This is a genomic window from Spirosoma pollinicola (assembly GCF_002831565.1).
Classification (GTDB): domain Bacteria; phylum Bacteroidota; class Bacteroidia; order Cytophagales; family Spirosomataceae; genus Spirosoma; species Spirosoma pollinicola.
Genome location: NZ_CP025096.1, coordinates 8,411,022 through 8,431,125 on the forward strand (window position 1 = coordinate 8,411,022; position 20,104 = coordinate 8,431,125).

The 20,104-nt window shown below is 48.7% G+C and carries 22 protein-coding genes, 1 pseudogene and 1 CRISPR repeat array; of the genes and pseudogenes, 10 read left to right on the forward strand and 13 right to left on the reverse strand.

Translation table 11 applies throughout. The features are described 5' to 3' along the window. The first annotated feature begins 4 nt into the window (after nt 1-4). The 4 genes from cas1 (at nt 5) to CWM47_RS35755 (ending at nt 4,964) form a co-directional block, all read left to right on the forward strand. Complete coding sequence (gene cas1, locus CWM47_RS35740) at nt 5-880, forward strand: CRISPR-associated endonuclease Cas1 (protein ID WP_240625619.1); 876 nt, start codon at nt 5-7, stop codon at nt 878-880. A 238-nt stretch (nt 881-1,118) separates the two neighbouring features. Continuing rightward, nucleotides 1,119-1,382 carry a CRISPR-associated endonuclease Cas2 gene (gene cas2 / locus CWM47_RS35745; protein ID WP_100993267.1) on the forward strand — a complete coding sequence of 88 codons (264 nt, stop codon included), beginning with the start codon at nt 1,119-1,121 and terminating at the stop codon, nt 1,380-1,382. 216 nt (nt 1,383-1,598) lie between these two features. After that, nucleotides 1,599-4,232: direct repeats of the CRISPR family, unit length 29 nt; unit sequence GTCTCAATCGCACCTTCGGGTATTGAAAT. A gap of 79 nt (nt 4,233-4,311) precedes the next feature. After that, nucleotides 4,312-4,725 (forward strand): hypothetical protein, encoded by a 414-nt coding sequence (locus tag CWM47_RS35750; protein ID WP_240625620.1) that lies wholly within the window; start codon nt 4,312-4,314, stop codon nt 4,723-4,725. Next, nucleotides 4,719-4,964, forward strand: a complete 246-nt coding sequence (locus CWM47_RS35755; protein ID WP_100993269.1) for a hypothetical protein — start codon at nt 4,719-4,721, stop codon at nt 4,962-4,964. The genes CWM47_RS35750 and CWM47_RS35755 overlap by 7 nt, the downstream gene beginning before the upstream one ends. Before the next feature lie 534 nt (nt 4,965-5,498). Here the strand turns inward: CWM47_RS35755 and CWM47_RS35760 are convergent. Both CWM47_RS35760 and CWM47_RS38570 read right to left on the reverse strand, forming a co-directional pair. Next, complete coding sequence (locus CWM47_RS35760; protein WP_100993270.1) at nt 5,499-5,681, reverse strand: transposase; 183 nt, start codon at nt 5,679-5,681, stop codon at nt 5,499-5,501. A 211-nt stretch (nt 5,682-5,892) separates the two neighbouring features. Continuing rightward, entirely contained in the window at nt 5,893-6,048 is a 156-nt protein-coding gene (locus CWM47_RS38570) for a hypothetical protein (protein WP_157816171.1), read from the reverse strand. A 198-nt stretch (nt 6,049-6,246) separates the two neighbouring features. Here CWM47_RS38570 and CWM47_RS35765 point away from each other — a divergent pair, with 198 nt between their 5' ends. The 3 genes and pseudogenes from CWM47_RS35765 to CWM47_RS35775 all read left to right on the forward strand — a co-directional run bounded on the left by CWM47_RS35765 (nt 6,247) and on the right by CWM47_RS35775 (nt 7,778). Next, on the forward strand, nt 6,247-6,669 hold the full coding sequence (locus CWM47_RS35765; protein WP_240625621.1) for a hypothetical protein: 423 nt from the start codon (nt 6,247-6,249) through the stop codon (nt 6,667-6,669). A gap of 201 nt (nt 6,670-6,870) precedes the next feature. After that, nucleotides 6,871-7,207, forward strand: a pseudogene (locus tag CWM47_RS35770) (DUF6766 family protein). Between the two features lie 346 nt (nt 7,208-7,553). Further along, entirely contained in the window at nt 7,554-7,778 is a 225-nt protein-coding gene (locus CWM47_RS35775; protein WP_100993271.1) for a hypothetical protein, read from the forward strand. A gap of 572 nt (nt 7,779-8,350) precedes the next feature. Here the strand turns inward: CWM47_RS35775 and CWM47_RS35780 are convergent. Continuing rightward, entirely contained in the window at nt 8,351-8,671 is a 321-nt protein-coding gene (locus CWM47_RS35780; protein ID WP_100993272.1) for a hypothetical protein, read from the reverse strand. 766 nt (nt 8,672-9,437) lie between these two features. Here CWM47_RS35780 and CWM47_RS35785 point away from each other — a divergent pair. Further along, entirely contained in the window at nt 9,438-9,863 is a 426-nt protein-coding gene (locus CWM47_RS35785) for a plasmid mobilization protein (RefSeq protein WP_100993273.1), read from the forward strand. 206 nt (nt 9,864-10,069) lie between these two features. Here CWM47_RS35785 and CWM47_RS35790 read toward each other — a convergent pair whose 3' ends face one another. Continuing rightward, entirely contained in the window at nt 10,070-10,489 is a 420-nt protein-coding gene (locus CWM47_RS35790) for a response regulator (protein ID WP_100993274.1), read from the reverse strand. A 174-nt stretch (nt 10,490-10,663) separates the two neighbouring features. Between CWM47_RS35790 and CWM47_RS35795 the strand changes: the two genes are divergently transcribed. Together CWM47_RS35795 and CWM47_RS35800 are read left to right on the forward strand one after the other, a co-directional pair. Further along, nucleotides 10,664-11,077, forward strand: coding sequence for a response regulator (locus CWM47_RS35795; protein WP_100993275.1), 414 nt, complete (start codon nt 10,664-10,666; stop codon nt 11,075-11,077). Nucleotides 11,078-11,778: 701 nt separating this feature from the next. Beyond that, nucleotides 11,779-11,967, forward strand: a complete 189-nt coding sequence (locus tag CWM47_RS35800; protein ID WP_100993276.1) for a hypothetical protein — start codon at nt 11,779-11,781, stop codon at nt 11,965-11,967. Between the two features lie 301 nt (nt 11,968-12,268). On the opposite strand, the gene CWM47_RS35805 is transcribed toward CWM47_RS35800, so the two are convergent. From CWM47_RS35805 to CWM47_RS35850, 9 genes are all read right to left on the reverse strand, one after another. Next, the gene (locus CWM47_RS35805) at nt 12,269-12,451 is read right to left on the reverse strand and encodes a hypothetical protein (RefSeq protein WP_157816172.1); all 183 of its coding nucleotides are present in this window, start codon (nt 12,449-12,451) and stop codon (nt 12,269-12,271) included. A gap of 149 nt (nt 12,452-12,600) precedes the next feature. Further along, nucleotides 12,601-12,978 (reverse strand): hypothetical protein, encoded by a 378-nt coding sequence (locus tag CWM47_RS35810; protein ID WP_100993278.1) that lies wholly within the window; start codon nt 12,976-12,978, stop codon nt 12,601-12,603. 639 nt (nt 12,979-13,617) lie between these two features. Continuing rightward, the gene (locus tag CWM47_RS35820; RefSeq protein ID WP_100993280.1) at nt 13,618-13,929 is read right to left on the reverse strand and encodes a LytTR family transcriptional regulator DNA-binding domain-containing protein; all 312 of its coding nucleotides are present in this window, start codon (nt 13,927-13,929) and stop codon (nt 13,618-13,620) included. Between the two features lie 932 nt (nt 13,930-14,861). Further along, a complete protein-coding gene (locus CWM47_RS35825; protein WP_157816173.1) occupies nt 14,862-15,152 on the reverse strand; it encodes a hypothetical protein in 291 nt (96 codons plus the stop codon). A 332-nt stretch (nt 15,153-15,484) separates the two neighbouring features. Then, nucleotides 15,485-16,438, reverse strand: coding sequence for a YihY/virulence factor BrkB family protein (locus CWM47_RS35830; RefSeq protein ID WP_100993282.1), 954 nt, complete (start codon nt 16,436-16,438; stop codon nt 15,485-15,487). Between the two features lie 129 nt (nt 16,439-16,567). After that, entirely contained in the window at nt 16,568-17,011 is a 444-nt protein-coding gene (locus tag CWM47_RS35835) for a hypothetical protein (RefSeq protein ID WP_100993283.1), read from the reverse strand. 527 nt (nt 17,012-17,538) lie between these two features. Beyond that, the gene (locus tag CWM47_RS35840) at nt 17,539-18,765 is read right to left on the reverse strand and encodes an OmpA family protein (RefSeq protein WP_100993284.1); all 1,227 of its coding nucleotides are present in this window, start codon (nt 18,763-18,765) and stop codon (nt 17,539-17,541) included. A gap of 71 nt (nt 18,766-18,836) precedes the next feature. Then, nucleotides 18,837-19,088 (reverse strand): hypothetical protein, encoded by a 252-nt coding sequence (locus CWM47_RS35845; protein ID WP_100993285.1) that lies wholly within the window; start codon nt 19,086-19,088, stop codon nt 18,837-18,839. Nucleotides 19,089-19,175: 87 nt separating this feature from the next. Further along, nucleotides 19,176-20,048: a YsnF/AvaK domain-containing protein gene (locus CWM47_RS35850; protein WP_100993286.1), complete on the reverse strand. Its 873-nt coding sequence runs from the start codon at nt 20,046-20,048 to the stop codon at nt 19,176-19,178. Nucleotides 20,049-20,104 lie beyond the last annotated feature (56 nt).

Genomic DNA, 20,104 nt, shown 5'->3' on the forward strand with positions numbered 1-20,104 from the left:
AAATATGAAAAAGCCCCATTATTTGTTTTCGAGTGGCCGACTGCGCCGACAGCATAACACACTAGCCCTGGAACGAGCGACTGGCGAGCGAACTCCCGACGATGATCCCACCGATGAAGGCTTACCATCGGTGACACCCGATGGCAAAAATCATCCCTTTCCCGTCGAGACAGTCGATAGTCTGTACATCTTTGGGGAGGTCGATATTAATACCAAACTCATTACGTTTTTGGGCCAGCAGGGCATTCCGACGTTTTTTTACGACTACTACGGCTATTATACGGCCACGCTTTATCCACGGGAAAGCCAACTGTCGGGGCGGTTGCGGGTCGATCAGGCTCGGCATTACCTAAGCCCCAAACGACGGCTGGTATTGGCGCGGGCCTTCGTCGAATCGGCGTTGTTTAACATTGAGCGAGTAATCAAATACTATCAGCCCCGGCTTAGTGGCGACGAACAGCTAGCCGTTCAAAAAACGTTGCTCGACCTGAAACGGGACCGGGATGCCTTACCGCTGACAGTGGATATTCCTACATTAATGGCCGTAGAAGGACGTATTCGGGATCGGTATTATCGATTATGGCCTTATTTCCTTGGGCCTGAAGTAGCGGCTCGTTTTCCCTTCAATAAGCGTGAACGTCGGCCACCGTCCAACGAACTGAACGCCCTGATTTCCTTTGGCAACTCGCTTTGTTACACCACCGTGCTGCGTCAGATTTACCGGACGGCTCTTGACCCGACTGTTGCATTTCTGCACGAGCCTGGTGATCGGCGCTTTTCATTGGCCCTCGATCTGGCCGAAGTGTTTAAGCCACTGCTGGTTGATCGAATGATTTTTCGGTTGATCAAAACCGCCGAATTGACACCTAAACATTTTTAGAAGCATCTGGGGGGCTGTTATTTATCCGAGGCTGGTCGAAAAATTGTTGTGGGCCACTGGGACGAGCGGCTTAGCCAAACGGTGCAACACCGAACCATGAATAAGAAGGTGTCTTATGAGCGGCTAATCCGGCTGGAATGCTACAAACTAGTACGTCACCTCTGCGATCCCGTGGGTGAGCCTTACCAGGGTTTTCATATGTGGTGGTAATGACGTTTATACCTAACCGTTTCTACTGATGCCTTTTTGTATTGCGGTATATGATGTGAACCAGAAACGGACGGGCAAGATGCTCAAGCTCTTTCGGCGGTATCTAACTTGGGTACAAAACTCCGTTTTCGAGGGTGACTTAACTCCTGCTCAACTGAAGCAATTGCAACAGGAAGCCGATATGCTTTTACAAGATAATGATGGGATCGTCTTTTATCAGCTTCGCGACGAGCGTTACGTGGAGCGAATTGCTTTAGGCGTTGATATTACGAACCGAAGTCGGTTTTTATAAGTCGTCGGACAGGTCCAAAAGCAAAGATGATTAGCTAGTTAAGTGTATTTTTCGCATGACTCACCAGTAAACTATTGATAAAGAGTTAGTTGGTTAAGTCGTCAGCCTGCCGGTATATTTACAGTACTGGACGCTGACGACTTTGGTTTGTTCTTTGACCTACTAAAAAGTGTTTCCAGGCCGTAAAAAGGCCTATTTTTGTGTAAATTTCGCTTGGTCTCAATCGCACCTTCGGGTATTGAAATTTTGTGAGATACACTGCCCACGTTGCGTAACACATGTCTCAATCGCACCTTCGGGTATTGAAATCCGATGGCGTCTATCTGCTCCTGATAGTACATTACCGTCTCAATCGCACCTTCGGGTATTGAAATGCAAATAGGTGATATGGGCTATCCCATGGTGGATATGTCTCAATCGCACCTTCGGGTATTGAAATTTATCCTGCGCCACGCCTGGCACACTGGCCACCAGTGTCTCAATCGCACCTTCGGGTATTGAAATATTGTTTATGCCCATCAAAAGGAAGCGGAGTGGTCGGTCTCAATCGCACCTTCGGGTATTGAAATTTACTCTCCACACTCGTTACAGCCCAAATCGTTGCCGTCTCAATCGCACCTTCGGGTATTGAAATCCGGTCGTGTCCATTATGTTTTGCTGAGTTTATCGAACGTCTCAATCGCACCTTCGGGTATTGAAATTTAATGGTGATCAGGGCTTGCTTGCGATCCTGACCAGGTCTCAATCGCACCTTCGGGTATTGAAATTTGGCGACGTAATAGTCACCATCCGGCAGATACACGGGTCTCAATCGCACCTTCGGGTATTGAAATGTTCTGACATTCCATACACTACGGCTAACGGCACGGTCTCAATCGCACCTTCGGGTATTGAAATTTCCCATCGGTCCACCCAGCAGCGTGCCGCCAATCGGTCTCAATCGCACCTTCGGGTATTGAAATATGGGCTGGATTTGCATCTCCTGCGACGTGTACGACTGTCTCAATCGCACCTTCGGGTATTGAAATTTCTTATTGACAAAAAAAGATGAAATGTACCCACTACGTCTCAATCGCACCTTCGGGTATTGAAATTTCCGGATTCTGGAGGGGTCGACTGTGGCCGCTGTGTCTCAATCGCACCTTCGGGTATTGAAATCAAGTGTTCAGCTTTGTATTGATCGTACCAATACACGTCTCAATCGCACCTTCGGGTATTGAAATTTGCATCACACGCTCATTGGTCGAGTTATAGCGGTCAGGTCTCAATCGCACCTTCGGGTATTGAAATTTATACCTGCCAGCGTCCAGGCGTGATCGAAGCGCGAGTCTCAATCGCACCTTCGGGTATTGAAATTTGACACCATCAAGGATAAAACGCAGCTCACGGCCAAGTCTCAATCGCACCTTCGGGTATTGAAATTCTTATGTCTGCGCGAACTTCATCGGGCAAATAGACAGTCTCAATCGCACCTTCGGGTATTGAAATGTGATCTTGTCCTGCAGGCGGTTGGCCTGTACACTGAAGTCTCAATCGCACCTTCGGGTATTGAAATCATGAGCTTCAAGGATGATGCTGATTTCGAGGGCTGTCTCAATCGCACCTTCGGGTATTGAAATGAACTGGTGGTGTAGTCGGTAATGGTCGGCGGTGTGTCTCAATCGCACCTTCGGGTATTGAAATTTCGTAGATGGCCACCGGGTAGTCGGTAGGGAAGGGCGTCTCAATCGCACCTTCGGGTATTGAAATAAAGTGTCTTCGGATGGGGTATGATGCTGACCATATGTCTCAATCGCACCTTCGGGTATTGAAATAAAGTGTCTTCGGATGGGGTATGATGCTGACCATATGTCTCAATCGCACCTTCGGGTATTGAAATAAGTCTCCCCATTGCCTATACCCTCGACGCTGATTGGTCTCAATCGCACCTTCGGGTATTGAAATCAGGCTATATCCCCTTTGATGAACGCACTCGTTACGTCTCAATCGCACCTTCGGGTATTGAAATATGATTGATACAACGCTTGAGAGAACCGGCAAATACTGTCTCAATCGCACCTTCGGGTATTGAAATTTGGGCGTTTTTCTGATACGAAAACAATTATGCTTGCGTCTCAATCGCACCTTCGGGTATTGAAATTAATATGGACATTACCGGCAAGCACATTGACTCGGGTCTCAATCGCACCTTCGGGTATTGAAATGCTTTGGGATATGGTCTGGCGGGACGTGTACAAAACGTCTCAATCGCACCTTCGGGTATTGAAATTAACGGCAGATCAATACAAAACCTCTACTCCTCCGCGTCTCAATCGCACCTTCGGGTATTGAAATGAGAATGGCGGTATGGCCTTGATTGCTCCTACAGCCGTCTCAATCGCACCTTCGGGTATTGAAATCAAGGTTGAGCAGATTGACGCGGCTACGCTTCTCAGTCTCAATCGCACCTTCGGGTATTGAAATTTTCTGACGGGCGCTACACTGGAACTGCTGCAACAGTCTCAATCGCACCTTCGGGTATTGAAATTTCTTCATTCGCCTTTCTAATAGTCCGTCTCCTTTGGTCTCAATCGCACCTTCGGGTATTGAAATCTATTCAAAACTCAAGCAATCGGGCTATTGATGATAGTCTCAATCGCACCTTCGGGTATTGAAATAAACAGAATAATATATGGCTTTTGTCTTGATCTCAGAGTCTCAATCGCACCTTCGGGTATTGAAATGCGATCGAGTTACTAAACTCAGTTTTCAATCGAGTCTCAATCGCACCTTCGGGTATTGAAATTATCGGGCATGATACGCCAATTAAGGGAATTCTCAAGTCTCAATCGCACCTTCGGGTATTGAAATGTATTTCGGTCGGTAAATACGGAATCATTTTTGTGGAAGTGACTTGTCCGGCTAAATGTTGACCATAAATAGCCAATTTATGGACAGACTTGTTAAACTCCGCATGAAGCAGCCCAAACGAATCATGCGCGAAATGGTGGCCGCCGTTCTCCTCGATCAGCTCAACATTGACCAGGCCGCTGAGCGCTATAAGGTCAATCGCTTAACGGTACTTCGATGGATGAGGAAAGTCGAAGAGGAAGCCAAGGCCAGTAAACAAACCACCCCGATTGCCTCTGATCAGCCCTCCCCGCCGACCAGAAAATCAACTCGGCGCTCTGCCCCGGAGGACGAAGTTAAGCAACTACGGACTAAGCTGCAGTCGATGGAAAAAGAACTGGAGACGGCTAATTTTAAAGCCCTTTACTATTCGACCCTGGTCCGGGTGGCTAAACACGAGCTGGGGGTCGACGTCGAAAAAAAGTCCGTTACCAAGCCATCCGGTTTATGCTGACGAATCATCCCAACATTTCGATTCGGCAACTAGAGGGTGTACTTGGTTTTAGTCGACAGGGGTACTATCAATACTGGCAACGGCAAGCGGACCAGGTGAACCATGACGACGACATTCTGAAGTTGGTCAAGAAGGTACGCCAGGATCATCCGCGCATTGGAGGACGGAAGCTTTATTGGCTGTTACAGAATGCTTTTTTAGAAAGGGCGGGGCCGCCCTTTAGGTTTGTGGCGTGGTAAGATTCTAAGATTTGGTAGCTTGCCAACAAGTGAACAGGGTGGGCTACCCTAGGGGGCCGCAGAGTTCCAGCTCTATGCGCGGATTCAGGACCCACCCTGTTTTACTTGCTTAAAGGCTCGAATGGAAATTCGGGGATACTGCCCCATTAGCAAGGGTTTGAGCATTGAAGCAAGGACTTGTTGAACACGGCACCGGCCGGCCTAAATTACTATCTCTTATGGACATTTGCTATTTCATCGGTGTTGACGTTTCGAAAGCCACACTCTAGCTAGCTAGATGTGGTGGTTCACCAACTGATCCTGGTTTCGTTGTCTGGCCCCGACGGGATGCTTACGCCAATAATAATAACCACTGCTGCTCACATTCAACACTTTACACATCTTCTCAACGGGAAATAGCTTGGCGTTTTCCTTTATAAATCGGAATATTTCCCGTCTCCCTTGGAGAAGATGCTGACCGCCTTTTTTAGAATATCGCGCTCCATCTGAGCTTCTCGAAGCTCTCGTTGCAACCTTCTGATCTGTTGCTGTTCGTCAGTAAGTGTGGTATTGGCAGGCAACGTTTGATCGTTTTTTTTTGTGGCGTTGTCTCCATTTGCTGATTCGTCCTGGATCGATGTCCAATTCGCGGGCGGCTTCTTGAATTGATCCTTTTACATAAGACAGCTCGACAGCCATTTCCTTGAATGCTTCGTCAAACACACGTCGTTTAACCATGGTCAAATTGAAGTTTGGCCTCAAATCTGCCTAAAAAAAGTCTCCAGTCAAATGTAGCAAGTTCACTTGGGCATGCCCTGCGGCGTAGACTGACTATCTTTTTTTGGCTACCTGTTGCTTAACTTTTTAGCCAAAAAAAAGTAGCCAGCCCAAAGATGATCAAAGCGGTCAATCAGGCTGCATCCAGGATCACAGCATCGATGAATAGGGCTTAGGCAGAACACAGCCCGCGCGGAAGTTCGTGATGGATCAGAAAGCTACGCCAGCAGAGCATGCTGCTCCGTTTGTCAAGCTCCTGAAGGGCCCCAATGGGCAAGTCGTTCATGCGGAGCAGGGAAAAGTAGGCCATTACCAAAAACGGAAACATGACCTATTAGCGTAGTACCCAATAACCGCCGGTAGACTACCGGCTAGACGGCTGATTATTTCTAATCCATCAATTGATGGGTTTCCGGGCGCGTCAGGCCCTAATCGAAACAATCAATCCGCGGGCCGGTTAGTTGATTCATATAGTAAGGCGGCTCGCCCGCTATTCTAAATACAAATGATCATGTTCGAAACGATTATGAATCTCGTCCAGCAGCACGCTGGTCAGTCGGTAGTAAATAATCCGGCCATCCCCAATGACCAAAACGATAACGTGCTCCAAACGGTCACGGGCAGCATTATGAATGGGCTGGGCCAACAGGCCCAGGGTGGAGGGCTAGGCAGTTTAAAGGGTATGGCGACCGGCCAGGGTGATAGCAGTACGCTGGCGGATCATCCCGCTACGCAGGGCGTTCAACAAACGGTTCAGCAGGATTTGATGAGTAAACTGGGGATCTCTCCCCAGGTAGCGATGTCGGTGGCGGGCTCCCTGGTGCCGATGGTCCTGAGCAAACTGATGCACAAAGCGGATGACCCCAATGACTCGAGTGTTGACGCCGGAAGCCTGATGAGCTCGCTAGGCGGTCAGGGCGGAGGGCTGGGGGGTCTATTTGGTAAGTAAGTTGACGAGCTATTGAAGCATCTTTTTACAGTGGTTTAGTGTGAGTGAGCTGTCACCGAAAACGGGTCAGGTATTGCTATCGACTAGTTGGTTGCTGCTGCTCCCGTTAGGGACTTCCTTTAGGATGAAAAAAAATCTCGCCAGAATGGCTTGACATTTTATTTTCGGCGATCACCCACTCACCCTGGGAGCCAGCTTGTGGTGGACTGGTACGAATTCAATGACGAGTTGAGTGAGTATGGCCGGGCTCCGCTGGCCTTTGGCGCCTACCTGACCAGCGGTCACTGCATTGAAGCGGTCTTTGAAAACGGGGAAAGTGAGTTTTTACAAATGGGGCTGTATGTGCTGCTGACGGTCTGGCTCGTCCAGAAAGGCTCCTCCGAATCCAAGAGCCTTTCTGAGCTGGAAGAGGTGGATCAGTCCCCCTCGCCAACCCAAAAGGGGCCCATGTCCCGTTCGGCGCAGGGGTTGGGTGCTGACACTCTACCAGAATTCGCTGAGCATCGCTTCCTTTATGCTATTTAGCCTATCCTTCTAGTTGCATGCACTTGGGGGCATGAAGCAGTACAATACGGAAAAAGAGCTGATAGGAAAAACCGAGTTGCTGACCATAGGTGGAGATTTCAGAAGCATCGACCAACGGCCCGCCGCCGCGGCGGATTTCGTAAGATTTTGACCGCGCCACGGTGGCCACTGGTATCTCCTGTTGGGTTTGGAGATAAGTGCTTATTGGAAAAGGAATTAAGCGGGGGCCGCCCGGAGGTGGTCAATTCTTAGCGAAATGATTGGTCGACCAATTTCAAAACTGGCTGGCCACCGTGGCACGGTCAGTTTCACCGAAATACCCAATCTATGAAGCAGATAAATGAATTCCCTTTGCCGAGGTGGTTGAATTGATTGGCACGATAAACCGCAACCCGGATAACGTGGACCTGATCCGAAACCGAAACTTTGGCGTGGTTGGCGTTTGGGAATTTCGGGAAGCCCTTTACAAAGCAGCCAAGGAGGTAGCAACCTATCGGCAACATCAGATCAACCACAAGCCTGATGAAGTGCTAGCTCAGGCCGTAAAAACAAAGGGGATCGACCTAGAAAACAACCGAAAATAGTCTAGTGCCGATAGAGTGGGTCAACATCTTGTTGACCCACCTAAATTTAATTAAAGAGTATAATGAAAAGAGCCAATTCAAACCAACCTAATCAACAGCGGCTAGATAAGTTATTTGCACGCGTGAAGTCTGGCCAGTCTTTGGACTATGCCCTCACGGATTGGTTTTACAATGTACTCAGTAAAGCAGATCAAGCAAAGGTAATAGCCCTAAGAGCTTGAGCAAGTTCAACTCCAGCAAACTCAAAAGAAAGCCACAGGTAATACTTGATGCAAGTACCGGTGTTTAATCATTTATATAAATAAATAATTTATTAAAATTAGAAAGCCTGATACTTTGATCAGGTTAGCGTAGCTCTAAGGAAATATGGACCCTTATTTAGTTGATTGTTATGTAGATTGCTGTTGCCCGGCATGAGCTAATGTTTCGCCAATGTCATGCGAAGTCCTTTGTTCTCAACCCAACGATTACCAATTGCCTGCTGTTCAACGGGTGAATGAGTTAATGGATACAGTGGCCAGGGGAATAAAACAGCTTAATGATAACTCGACTTGTGGACTGGGGCCGCCGCTTTAAAAGTTGCTTTTTAGCCTCTGGTCTACCTCAACTTTATAATTTATGCTGTCCACAAAAGATTGGGCCTTAGTGGCCTTGACCATGTTAAGGCCCTGCTTACTCAGTTCCCGAAAGGTTTTTCCCTCATTGGAAACGCTGTTTTCATCGTTTGCCTTTTTTGCCAGCATAATCCACCCGAGTTCGGTCTTGCCAATGGGCGGCATGACCTCCAGTAAGGGACCTAAACCAATAGCTTCGCTGTATCGTTGGTCCAGGGGGGCAGAAGAACAGGCTGTCAAGCAGATTAGGATAAACGTATTGAGTAGGTTAACCTTCATCGTGTGTGCTTTTGCCTCGAAGAAGACTAACCCATTGAATTCCTACTAGTTGAATTTGTTAACGGCATCACTGGGCACAAAAAAACAGCAACTACTCAATAAGTGGCTGCTGTTCGCAATTCTCTATTTCAATGGGAAAACTATGTTCAACTTAAAAACAGGGTTTCAATCAGGGCCGCTTATTTAGTGAGTTAGTGGTAAGTTAAACTTCAGATGTTTAGCCGTACGTTGTGGCATAAACAAAAAACAGCAAATGCCCATTAAGCATTTGCTGTATGAGATATTATCTACTATTGCTAATAAAATATGACCATCCTTATAACCGGGTTATGATCAAAGTCTATATTTTAGTGAGGTAACGGCAGGATAAAAGCCAAGTACCTAAGCGTATTTGTGATATAGAACAAAAACAGCAGCCACCCATAGAGTGGCTGCTGTATAAACCCTAATATATTTATTCAATACACAATGCTATCTAAACGGTATTACAGTTGATCCGTATAGTTTAATGAGGTAGTGGTAAAGCAAAATGCCCATCTTGACTTAGCCTACTTAAAGTTTAGCTTGAAAAGGGAAAGAAAAATACAACTTGGATAGTCGCTATACAGGCATGCTGGCTAGCCAGTTTTGAGCCAAAAAGGCACACCGTAAAAAGGGGTAATTTTTTAGGTAGCAAGATGTGTTTTTGTCGTAACAAAAACCTTTTCTTTGCTCTTGCAAAACCACAGAAACGCGGAGCCTCCGAAGTCGGCCCGCAGCAAGAGCAATGAAGGAAAAAGACAAATGGTATAAAGGGGGCAGACCCGAAATGAAACCCGAAGAGCGGGCCGAAAAAGTAGTTCAGGTTCGCTTTACCCAAGCGGAGTATAATCAGCTTCTAGCTAGAAAGGCTACCGTCAAGACACAGACTGTATCCTCTTACGTTCGGGCCATTTGCCTCAATAAGCCACTTCGCCTGAAGCCTGAGCGTTCGACTTATCAGGATATTCTGTTATCGTTGATACAAGAAACCAGGAGCGACGTTCTGCGGATCCGTGTCAACATCAACCAGGCTGCTAGGCGTATCAACAGCACTACAGACTATCAGGATTTGCAGCAAGAAGTTACCCGGATGGCTAGCGATATGGTTCGCTTTGACGCTCAGCTACGAGAAGTGATAGCTGCCGTTTTAAAGGGAGGCGGAGAGATGTAATTACTTAGCACGGGCTAATAGCCCCTCATCGTAGATCAAAGAAAAAGGGTAGCCATAGCCACCCGATTTACTGTACTCACTCTATGAAGCAATACCTACTCTATGAAGTAATAGAATTGGACTTTGTTGTACTTATTAATTATTGAAGCTGCTCGACCTTTACCCTTCTCTCAGAAGAAGGCGCAATAAAAATTTTACACCCTCTCTTACAAACCACTCAATTCAGACTTACGGGCAATATGGGTGCTTACAGTTGATACAATTTCCTGTAATTCTTGCAGGCGCACCGGTTTCTGTAGGTGATCACTAGCGCCCAACCTCAGATATGCTTCCCGCTGCGGCTGGGTCACCTCTGCGGATAACATGATCAGACAAGCTTGCTGACAGCTGGGATGAAGCAGCAGCGTGCTGAGCCACTTCATCTCTTCGCCGTCTGGTACCACCCCATCCATCACTAACGCCACCGGTTTGTCATGCCCCAGTGAAGTAGCCGACAGAAATTCAGTGACGGAGCTAAACCAATACAGGTCTAAATGCTGAGCCCAGCGGCGAAAGCCATGCTGCCAGAAGATGTAGTCATCTACGTCCTCGTCCAGCAAGGCAACCCAGGGTTTTAAAGTGTCCATGGTAAGTGGTGTGTATCCAGTAGTGGCGGATAGTTGTTTACCTTAAGTGCATTTAGCCCCAATTTGTTAGATATCAGGAACGCAATAGTCGATCAAGGCAACTTTCCTAAAAATGATGTAGTATTGTATCATTAACAGGATGTTATCTGTTTGTGCACCCGTAACAACTTAACCATGGACCAACATACTTACCCCTGCGTCTTCATCGCCGATGATGATGAGGATGACCGTTACCTGCTAAACTTGGCCTTTGCCCGGCACAGCCCTCAGTGCCGACTAGTCTTTGCTCATGATGGGCTGGATCTATTGGATGCGCTGGCTCGTTATGAGACGAGCCCGGAGTTGATCATCCTGGATATGAACATGCCCCGGCTCAACGGCTTTGAAGCCCTCCAGGCGCTTCGGCAACATTCATCCTATCAACGAACGCCCATTGTCATACTAACGACTTCGGCAGCAGAGACTGACCGTCAGCGGGCTGAGCAGCTGGGGGCCAACGAGTTCATCACCAAGCCCCTGAAGGCCGAGTTACTGGGTCAGATTGTTACCCGGCTGCGGGTCGAGTGGCTGGAGGGCAACTGCTGCTGAATAGGCGAGTAACCACAGGTTGACTAGTGAGCTACGGCCTAAAAAAAGCCCGGCTATTCTACTAGCCGGGCTTGAAAAGTCGATCGTTGAGTAAGTCAGTAAGCCATTAACGGCCAGGAGTACTTATTGTTCAGCGAGCAGTGAGTTTCTGCTACATCTGGCTGATTAAACAGGCCTGTTTTTTGATTTGTCTTGAATCTATTTTGCTATGAGCTGCGTAAGAATAGTACGCTTACTGTTTAGTACATACTGTTAGCATGCCTTACTGTTTCTATCCTAATTCGTTATTACCAACAAATAAGCCCGGTCGCAGCGCAGCCGGGCTTATTGTTTCTATCCACACCTAAGACGGTACCCGGGGGTACACGCCTCATTGTAGGGGGTTGAACGACCGGTTAATCAAGATTGTTTAAGCATACCTCGTCACTCTTCTCATTGATGTGGTAGCTGGTCAGGGGTGACAGTTAATTTCTTGACGTTGTGGATAAAAGGGGAGTGCTCCCGGCCTGAGTCGTCTTTGACGTTAACTCGGCCGCTGGGTAACCATCCCATCAGCGTAGCCGCATAACGGTATTTGTAAAAGCCGCCCTTCGTTGTTTTGGTGACTTCCACTTGGTTTCCAAGAGTTAGAGTAATAGTTTTCATGTCATAAGTACCTGAGTGCCTCCTTGATAACAACAACACAACACAACACAACAGTAATGCCCACTACGGATCAAAACCCAAGCTACATTTTTACTCTGGAGATTCACGCCGATTCCCGGCAGGCAATCAGTACTTGCTTAACTGACCTGCTGATCAAGGGTCAATTCGAAGAAGTTCCCAATGGAGCAACCCCCACGACAGGGCCAGCTTATGAAGCCTTCAGTCAGCTGATAGTGCTTGACTAATCACCCGGCGGGCCTGAGGCTTATAAATGAGGTACAAGGCGTTAATTCACCAAAACGGATACCTTATAAGCGTTAACAAATCGCTACTTTTAGGGGCTGATTTGAGCTTGGAATCGCTATATAGAGCAAAAGCAAAGCGCCCATGCTTTCATGTAGGCGCTTTACCGTTTTCAGAGGAAGATTAGATTGGTCTTGATTTTAAAGTTAGTCTGGCACTTTATCTAGCGCTGACGCGTGACTACATGTATTGGTCAGACGTTTATGACTTAGCGGGTTTTTCAGTCGCAGTTACCTGATCAGATCAGGTAAGTTTCTTGACCTGGGCGGGGTAAGGGGAGTACTCCCTGCCTTGGTCATCTCTTACCTTGATGCGCCTTCCATTGCTTCGGCAAATTACGGTTGCCAGGTAGCGACCAGTGTAAAATCCACCTTTTACAATCCGGGTAACCTCCACCCGGTCGCCGAAGCTAATAGCGTTATTCATGGATACGTCGAGGGGTATGAGGAAAGAATTAGCAGTCAATTTATTTCTTTTACGCAGATCTTTCATAGGCCTAAATGCCTTTTTTAGCGAGGATTATCCATCCCATATCTTGACCTTAAGCCAAAGCGTCTGAGGGGGCTATGAGGCTTTTATAAGGGCTTAAATAAATACGTGTAAATTTTACCCTGCTTATCCTGACTGATATAAAAATTGAACGACATCAATTTGAATACTGCTTTGTAGTGACTAACACCATCCTTAACGGCTTGCGATTCTAAACTTATCCATTCCCCCGCTGCTTGGTTGATTTCCCCCAGAACTTGTTTCACCTTATCTATTGAGATTGCTTTTTTGAAGTCATCTCCCATTAGGGCGTAAAGCGAATCTGGCTGGTTATTGTTGGTAAAACGTTGAGCCAGCTTGGCTAAGGAATCTAGTTTGGAATTGGTAGGGGAGGCCCTAAAGGTTTGAGCCTGGGCTACATGAGCCAATAGCCCAGCAATCAGAAAAAGAGTCGTATGCTTCATGGAGAGGTGTTTTCAATAAATGTAAGCAATGCGGTCAACGTGTCAACCTTCTGGGAATAAATCCTTTTTATCCGGTATAGTTTGCTTATTATTAAATAGCTCGGTCGTTATTTGAAGCAACAAGTGCACACCTACTTCCTACCTTTCACGTATGCGTATAAAAATGGCCTTCACTACTTTAGAGATTATCCGGCTTGGTAAAAGCAACCTGTCAAGGATAAGCTAATCCACGTGCTACCGCGCCCTATCGCCCCAATGCTGACAACTTGAAGTCAGGCCGGGAATTTTTGAACCTTAAAACTCAACTACTGAACTCATTATGTACACTATTTATTGGATACTGGGAAATAAGGAGGTACCGGTTAAAGCTATCAGTTTCACTCCTGACCTAGTCATTATTCCCCCAGATGGAGAAAAATTAACGTTAGAAGAGGCGGAAATACGACTTAAAGATTTATCCGATAGAAATTTAAGTCAACGGTTTGTGATGCGAAAAGATTAAAAATGGCCTTATAATGTGGTCACTAACACCACTGGTATAAAGCCAGAACGCTCGACTTCTCAAGATCAATGTCGCCCAACTCGCATTTATTCCCGACCGACTGGAAGCGTAACTTACAGGCTACATGGGCATGGTCTTTAGCTTGGTTTACTTAGTTGCTCTTCCACATAAGCCACCCGCCTGCGGGCAACCTCAAGGGACTTGATGAATGTACTCATAGTTACGCCAACGGCCATTGTCCTGGCATCGTGGCGAATCCATCCGTACACATAGGCCCGGTTGACCGATATCCGATTGTGAATCCTGAGCAGGTTAAGCTTGGTGGTTACCCAGGATACGGTGTAAGCTACCAGTAGTGTGCTGCCGTCGGGGTAATGCAGGGTTGTGTAGTTCTCGTCCCCACTTACGTAGGCTACGGGGCGCTTCCAGTCAATGCGTAGTTTAATCATTATACTATTATCGGGTTTCAGGCCGCAACTGTTAAAGAATTCCCGTATGCTTTTTTACGCGTAGCCCTAAAAAGCATACTCCCTGAAGTGTACATAGTTCATGCCACTAATGTGGTCACAGCCTTGAGCTACCTGCAAGCCTGTCTGCTTGAGCAGCGAGCACTGCCCCGGTATCTGATTTGTATTTATCCTTTCAGCCGGAAGGATTTCACCTAGTGGGCACCATCGACAGTCCCTCCATGGGCATGACTCACTTATGTCAGCTCGTGAGGAGTTCCTTGAGCAATTCGGTTGATCAACCTGCGATCCCTCAGGTCAACCCGCTTATGTGGGTAAGCCCGCTGTATACACGGAGTGGGAGGCGTTTCTGGCTCACATCCAGACCTGTTGGCAACAGGGGGTGAGTTGTCATGGAGATCATCTTTAAACAGAGACTTTGCTTCTTTCGCCCGGCTGATTAGCCATTCGTAGTAAACCACCAGGACTTTTTTGGCACCCTGTTATCGAACGGATAAGCACTGTTCTGCGCTTTACCTGGTTATCTTCTAGGGCGCTAGTAACAAATAGCCACATATAGCCATGAACGCGACCGCTAGCAGTAAGGCGATTCCCATCATGATGTCCAAGGTTCGACCAATGCTTAAAAATGTCTTTTTCTTCTCCATGTTGCTAGTTACGAGAAAAGCTAAGGAAAGCCAGTGCCGACTAATAAATTCACTGATTGCTTGTCATTTACAGCCACTCATAGCAAAATAATTAATCATTTCTCAGGCAGGAACTTCGTAGAAACGCTCTAACCATTATAGATTAGTCTATTTAACTAGATGTGAAGTTAATAAATGCGATTTACGGGCCTTACTACTTCAAATGCACAGTGTAAACTTTGAATATATAGGGGCAAGAGTAGCTATTTTTGAGCTCCACACTAACGGCTAGGGTTTTAGTAATAGCTGACCTATTTGATTAGCTTTCATTTTGAGGTCTTTCAAGGCATCTAACTTACCTTTCTGAATGGCAGCTAAGTCCTTGAACGCATCGTCCTTAAGCAAGCTCCAAGCCCGGTTGTGTCCGTCGGGGTTTTCGCTACTGAGCATGATTTGTTGCACTGTAGCCAAGAGAGCCTTGTAAGCGTCGGTAATTGGCTGCACCAGGCTACCTGAATCAAGTTGATCAAGTGCCTTGAGCTGAGTCCGTTGTTCTTCGTTCATTCTTGTTGTACTCATAAACGAATCTATTGTTTGCGTTAGCACAGCTCACCTCTATCAAAATCTTATGGAGGGTGTATAAAGATCTTATAGAGGGGCCCTATAATCTATTATTTATTATCCATAAATCGGCAACTTAGCCACATTCTTTTTTTGCAGTCGCCGATTAGGTGTTGAGGGTGTAATTAAAAAAAGGTATACAAACCGTCACGGCTAGAAAATAGCATCTCGCGTTTAGAGCGTGTTTGTGAGACAGTTCCTTTAAGGTCTTTTAGATTTGTAGCTGGTTAGTTTTATCGCTGTCCAACTCAATCCGTAGCATACGGCGAGACGATACTAACAGCTTCTGGTCACGGCTCACGGCTTGTCGCCGTTGTTTTGGCATTGGGGTTCGGCGTCTTGCCGCCCTCCAGATTATAGAGCGCCACATTCATGTCGAAACCCAAAATCAGCAGCAACGAAATCAGATTGATCCAGATCATCAGCGCAATCAGCGTTCCAATCGAACCATAGAGTTTGTTGTACGAACCAAAATTAGAAACGTAGTAGGAAAAACCCAGCGTCGTCAGCACAATCAGCCCCGAAGCTAGCACGGCACCTGGTGAAACAAGTTTCCAGTTCATAGCCACGCCGGGGCCGTAGCGGTAGATGACCGAAACGGCCCCCACGAAAACCCCAAACACAACTCCGTACCGAGCCAAAGACAACAGCGTCACGAAGAGGGGATTATTGAGGATGCCAATTCGCAGCAGGTAACTACTAACCACCCCGCCAATCAGTAAGACCACGATTGCCAGCAGTAAAGCCAAAGCCAGCGTGAACGTTAGGCCAACGGCCACGGCTCTGATTGTCAAGAACCCACGTTTATCTTCGGATTCATGGGAAGTCGCGAAGGCATTCATCAGGGCGACTAACCCACTGGTGGCCGAATACAGGGCCAATAAAAAACCCAGCGATAAAATGCCGCTTCGGGGTCGGCTAATAATGTCGAGCATCGTTGTCTCGACCGAGCGAAAAGTATCACCTGGCAACACACGACCTAAAAAGCTCATGATGCGTGCCTGCAAATTAGCCAGGGGCACATAAGGAATGAGCGTAAAAAGGAAAATTATAGTGGGAAACACCGCCAGGATGAGACTAAACGAAACGGCAGCGGCCCGTTCGCTGGTGTCATTATCCGTAATTTTGGTGGTCATCTTCGTTAAAAAGGTGTACCAATCCGTTTTTGAGTGGAAGGGATGATGATCATAGAGCCAGATGCGTGTGCTGCTGAGGGCCTGGAGGCTCATTAGTTTTTCAAACATGAGTTGGAGAAGGGTTGGGTTCGTACCGGTAGTTAGTAAGCGGATGATCAGTGGTTGTTTGAAGAAAAGTCTGCATGGAAACGTGCGCCAGGGGAGATGAGGCGGCTGGGATGGCTGGGATGAATTAATCTATTCGGGTTCATAGGATTCCGCCAAAAACGGGATAAAGCTCGGTCTTAGCTGATCGATTAATTCGGGAGCCAACCCGACAAGTCGCTCCCGGGCAGCCTCTAATCGGGGTAGTAATTCATACCACTCCAGCATTAGTAGTTGCTGGCGAGTACCTTGCAGGGAGTAGCGAATCAAAAAATGAGCGGCATTGGCATCTTGGTCAACAAAGGCTCGAGTTTCGCGTAAAACGGCCTGCAGTGTTTTAAGGCGGCCTATCAGGTACTGACGCAGGTAAAACTCAAACAGGTCAGTCGCATTCAGATGATCCAGAGATCGTTGGCTTACCTGATGGCTGAGACCCCATTGACGGTAGTGGGGAGCCGTTTGCAAAAACCGTTTCACCAAAGTGGGGTTAAGGGAAGTAGTGCCAACGTGAATACGGATTCGTTCGTTAAGTGTCATCAACTTATTTTCTCGTCAACGGGTAGAGATGGCCGGATTCTGTACTTACTTGCCGATAATAAGGGATCGATTGGACAACTCTTCCGCGCTAACGCATGTTTTCACTTCGCCCTCCGAGCTCGCCGCTGAATGCCCGGCGCCTGAGCGTGCTTTGCGTTGGGATTGAGTGACAGGGTTTCCGCCTACCCCGGTGGGTACTCACGGGAACCCTGTCGATCGACGGGGTCTCGCGCCTGATTCACTAGGGTACCAATTGTGCCAGGATAGGCCTGGCGGGCGTTATCGGCCTGGGTGTGATCAGCTCGCTTCTTTCCTTTACCACCGCCTACCGCTTACCGCTTACCTCCTGGAGCCACCGTGATTGATTTGATCTCAACGCTCATCTCACTTGTTGCCCTTGGGCTCTTGTTTACCCGGGAGAGCAATACATGGTTTCGGGCCACACAAGCAAATTCACTGGATTAATCCCCCCTCCAGAAGAAGTATAATCTTTATCGGAAAGGGGGATTTTAAGCCAGCAGATCCGGTTAGAGTTTGGTAATAATTACATCGATTCGGCGGTTCTTCTGACGACCCGTTGCGGTCTGGTTACTGGCCACGGGTTTGGTATCTCCCCGCTCCCGGGTACTCACCCGGCTGGCTGCAATGCCGCCCTGGATCAACGCCTGCTTGACCCTATCGGCCCGTTCCCCCGATAAAGGATCATTGATGGCCTCGTCACCCGTACTATCAGTGTTGCCCTCGATGCGTATTTGCAGCGTCGGGTAAGCCTGCATGATCTGGATCAGATCGGCCACGTGGGGCCGGGCCTGGGCCGTAATGCGGGCCGAATCGGTCTCAAAGGTTAAATTATCGAACGTGAACACGCGCGGCGTCTGGCTACCTTTCGTCGCCAGATAGCGCGCTAAGCTATCGTTGAAGGAATGTTCGACAACGCTTAATTTTCGACCACCGGGCAGATCTACCCCCACCCGCACCTCAGGACCATTGCCGTCCAGATCACTAGCGATGGTGTCAGTGGCGGATGCCGCGCTTGCGCCAACAGTCTGCTGGGTCTTATCCCTATTACACCCACGCAGTAATAAAAACAGCAGCGCCAGTAAAGCCAGCGCCCCGAGCAGCCAGCGCCACCACACTACGCCAGCGGGCCGATCCTCGTTCGCAGCAGGGGGGATCGGCTCGGTTCGCAGGGGCATGGCGCTGGCTGGCCGGGGTGTACCCAAGAGCCAGCCTAGTAAAGCCGCCAACTCCGTTGGAATCGCCAGCCGGGCCGAATCGGTTTCGCCCAAAAGAAGCGCCGTGAGTTGGGCCTGCGTCAGCGACCGGCTGGTGAGTTGCTGATGCAGAAAGCCCATCAGGACTGACATGACCAGCCCCGTCAGGGTAGTGGCCGATCCCGGGCTAACCCCACTGTACTGCGCCGTCGCGTCTGCCAATCGGTTCGGTTGGTCCGGATAAAGTTGCTTAAACAGGCCATTGCCGGATTCCGCCGCTTTCTGGCGATGATCCCCCGTGTCGACCAGCTGGCTTAGGGTGGGATCACGCGCAAAGGGCGTATCACGCAGTAACTGATACAATTGGATGGCCCCCTGCTGCCCGGAGACCCGGTTGATAACCCCCGCTGTCACGGCGGGCAGCAGGCCATCGAGTGCTTTTTGGGTAGGGGCCGGGGCTTCGCCCAAGACGCGGGACAGTTCGCTAACGGCCGTTGGGGCAAACGTAGAGCGCAGGTGGTCGAGTAGGCTATTACTCATAAAATGAAGGGTAAGAAAATGACTAGTAGGGTTTAGAATGGCGCGGGTAGGCCAGCCTCTATCCCAAAAGATTAGGGATTTAGCGAATCAAAATGGTGGGGTTGCACAAAGCAGAGCCGAAGATCGGCTAGTCGAGCGGCTTGCCAGCCTGGCCCACTGCCAAACCGTTCCGCCTGCAACAAGATGGTGTCTCCTTTCCGAATGGGACCGGTTTGATCGGCCAGTGGATTGGCCGGATCAGTTGCCCAGGTGGTATCCTGATTGGCCTGGCAGGGGAAGCTGAACGGTTCGTCCAGCCTGGCAGACAACGGTTTTTTGCCCATCTCGGTAGCGATTATTTAACCTAATGAGGCAGAATGAAATGGGCTGTTCGTTAAAATAGCCGCCTCAGTCTGCCTCATTATAGGGGTTTATTTAGTTGAATAGGTCACCTCATCCGAGTCCGTCCCGGCCGGACGAATCGATGGATCCGTTGTGCCCAGATTCTCTACGTCGACTTCGGTTTTGCGAACCGTATCCCGGATCACTTCTTCGCGTTCGGTGACCGCTTTGTCCACCGAGATTTCTTCCACGACACTCGCCGTTTTCGATACCACTGGCACTTCGGCGTGTTCAGTCAGCTCGATCTGACCCTCCTGAAAGGCGTTCAGATCGGCTGCTGTCGCAGGCCGGTTCACCGGGGTGCGGTTCACCGTAACCCGCTCTTCCCGCAGGCGGATGCTTTCTTCGACGGGCTTGGAGACAATCCGGCTGCGTAGACGTACCCCGCCTGTTTCGACCGTCCGCTTGCCCACTTCCAGATTTTCCTCGATCACTTTGATGGTTTGGTCGCCGTCCGCGTTCACCGGGGTCGTTGGTAGTGTGCTGCTATACCCATACTCGGCCGCCCGTTCGTTGACATCCACCGCCCCGGCTTCATCCAGAATGTCGGCGGCCTGCTCGGCCTGCTGATCCGTGTCCGTATGCACCGTTACGATCGAGCCGCGATCACCGACGGTCGAATACTTTTTAGTATCGTCGTCATCGTCACTACCAAACAGCGAACTAAAAAAACCGCCCACGCTGCTGCCAACGTCTTTGGTATCGTCGACAAGCTCTTCGGTGCGGGTACCGGACGTATTGACGTGTCGATCCGGGATGAGGGCGTCGGAGCCCGTGGCCGCGCTGCCCGTGCCGGCCGACAGATCGATGTTACTGCGGCTGAAGCCGTTACTCACTAACTGGTCAACGGCCGTTTGGGCCTCGGAAGCATTATCGAAAATGCCGATTACTGTGTGTGCCATGCGTTGTTTTGGGGTTTACTCCGGTTTGCGATAAGATTAAACAATTGATCTATTAA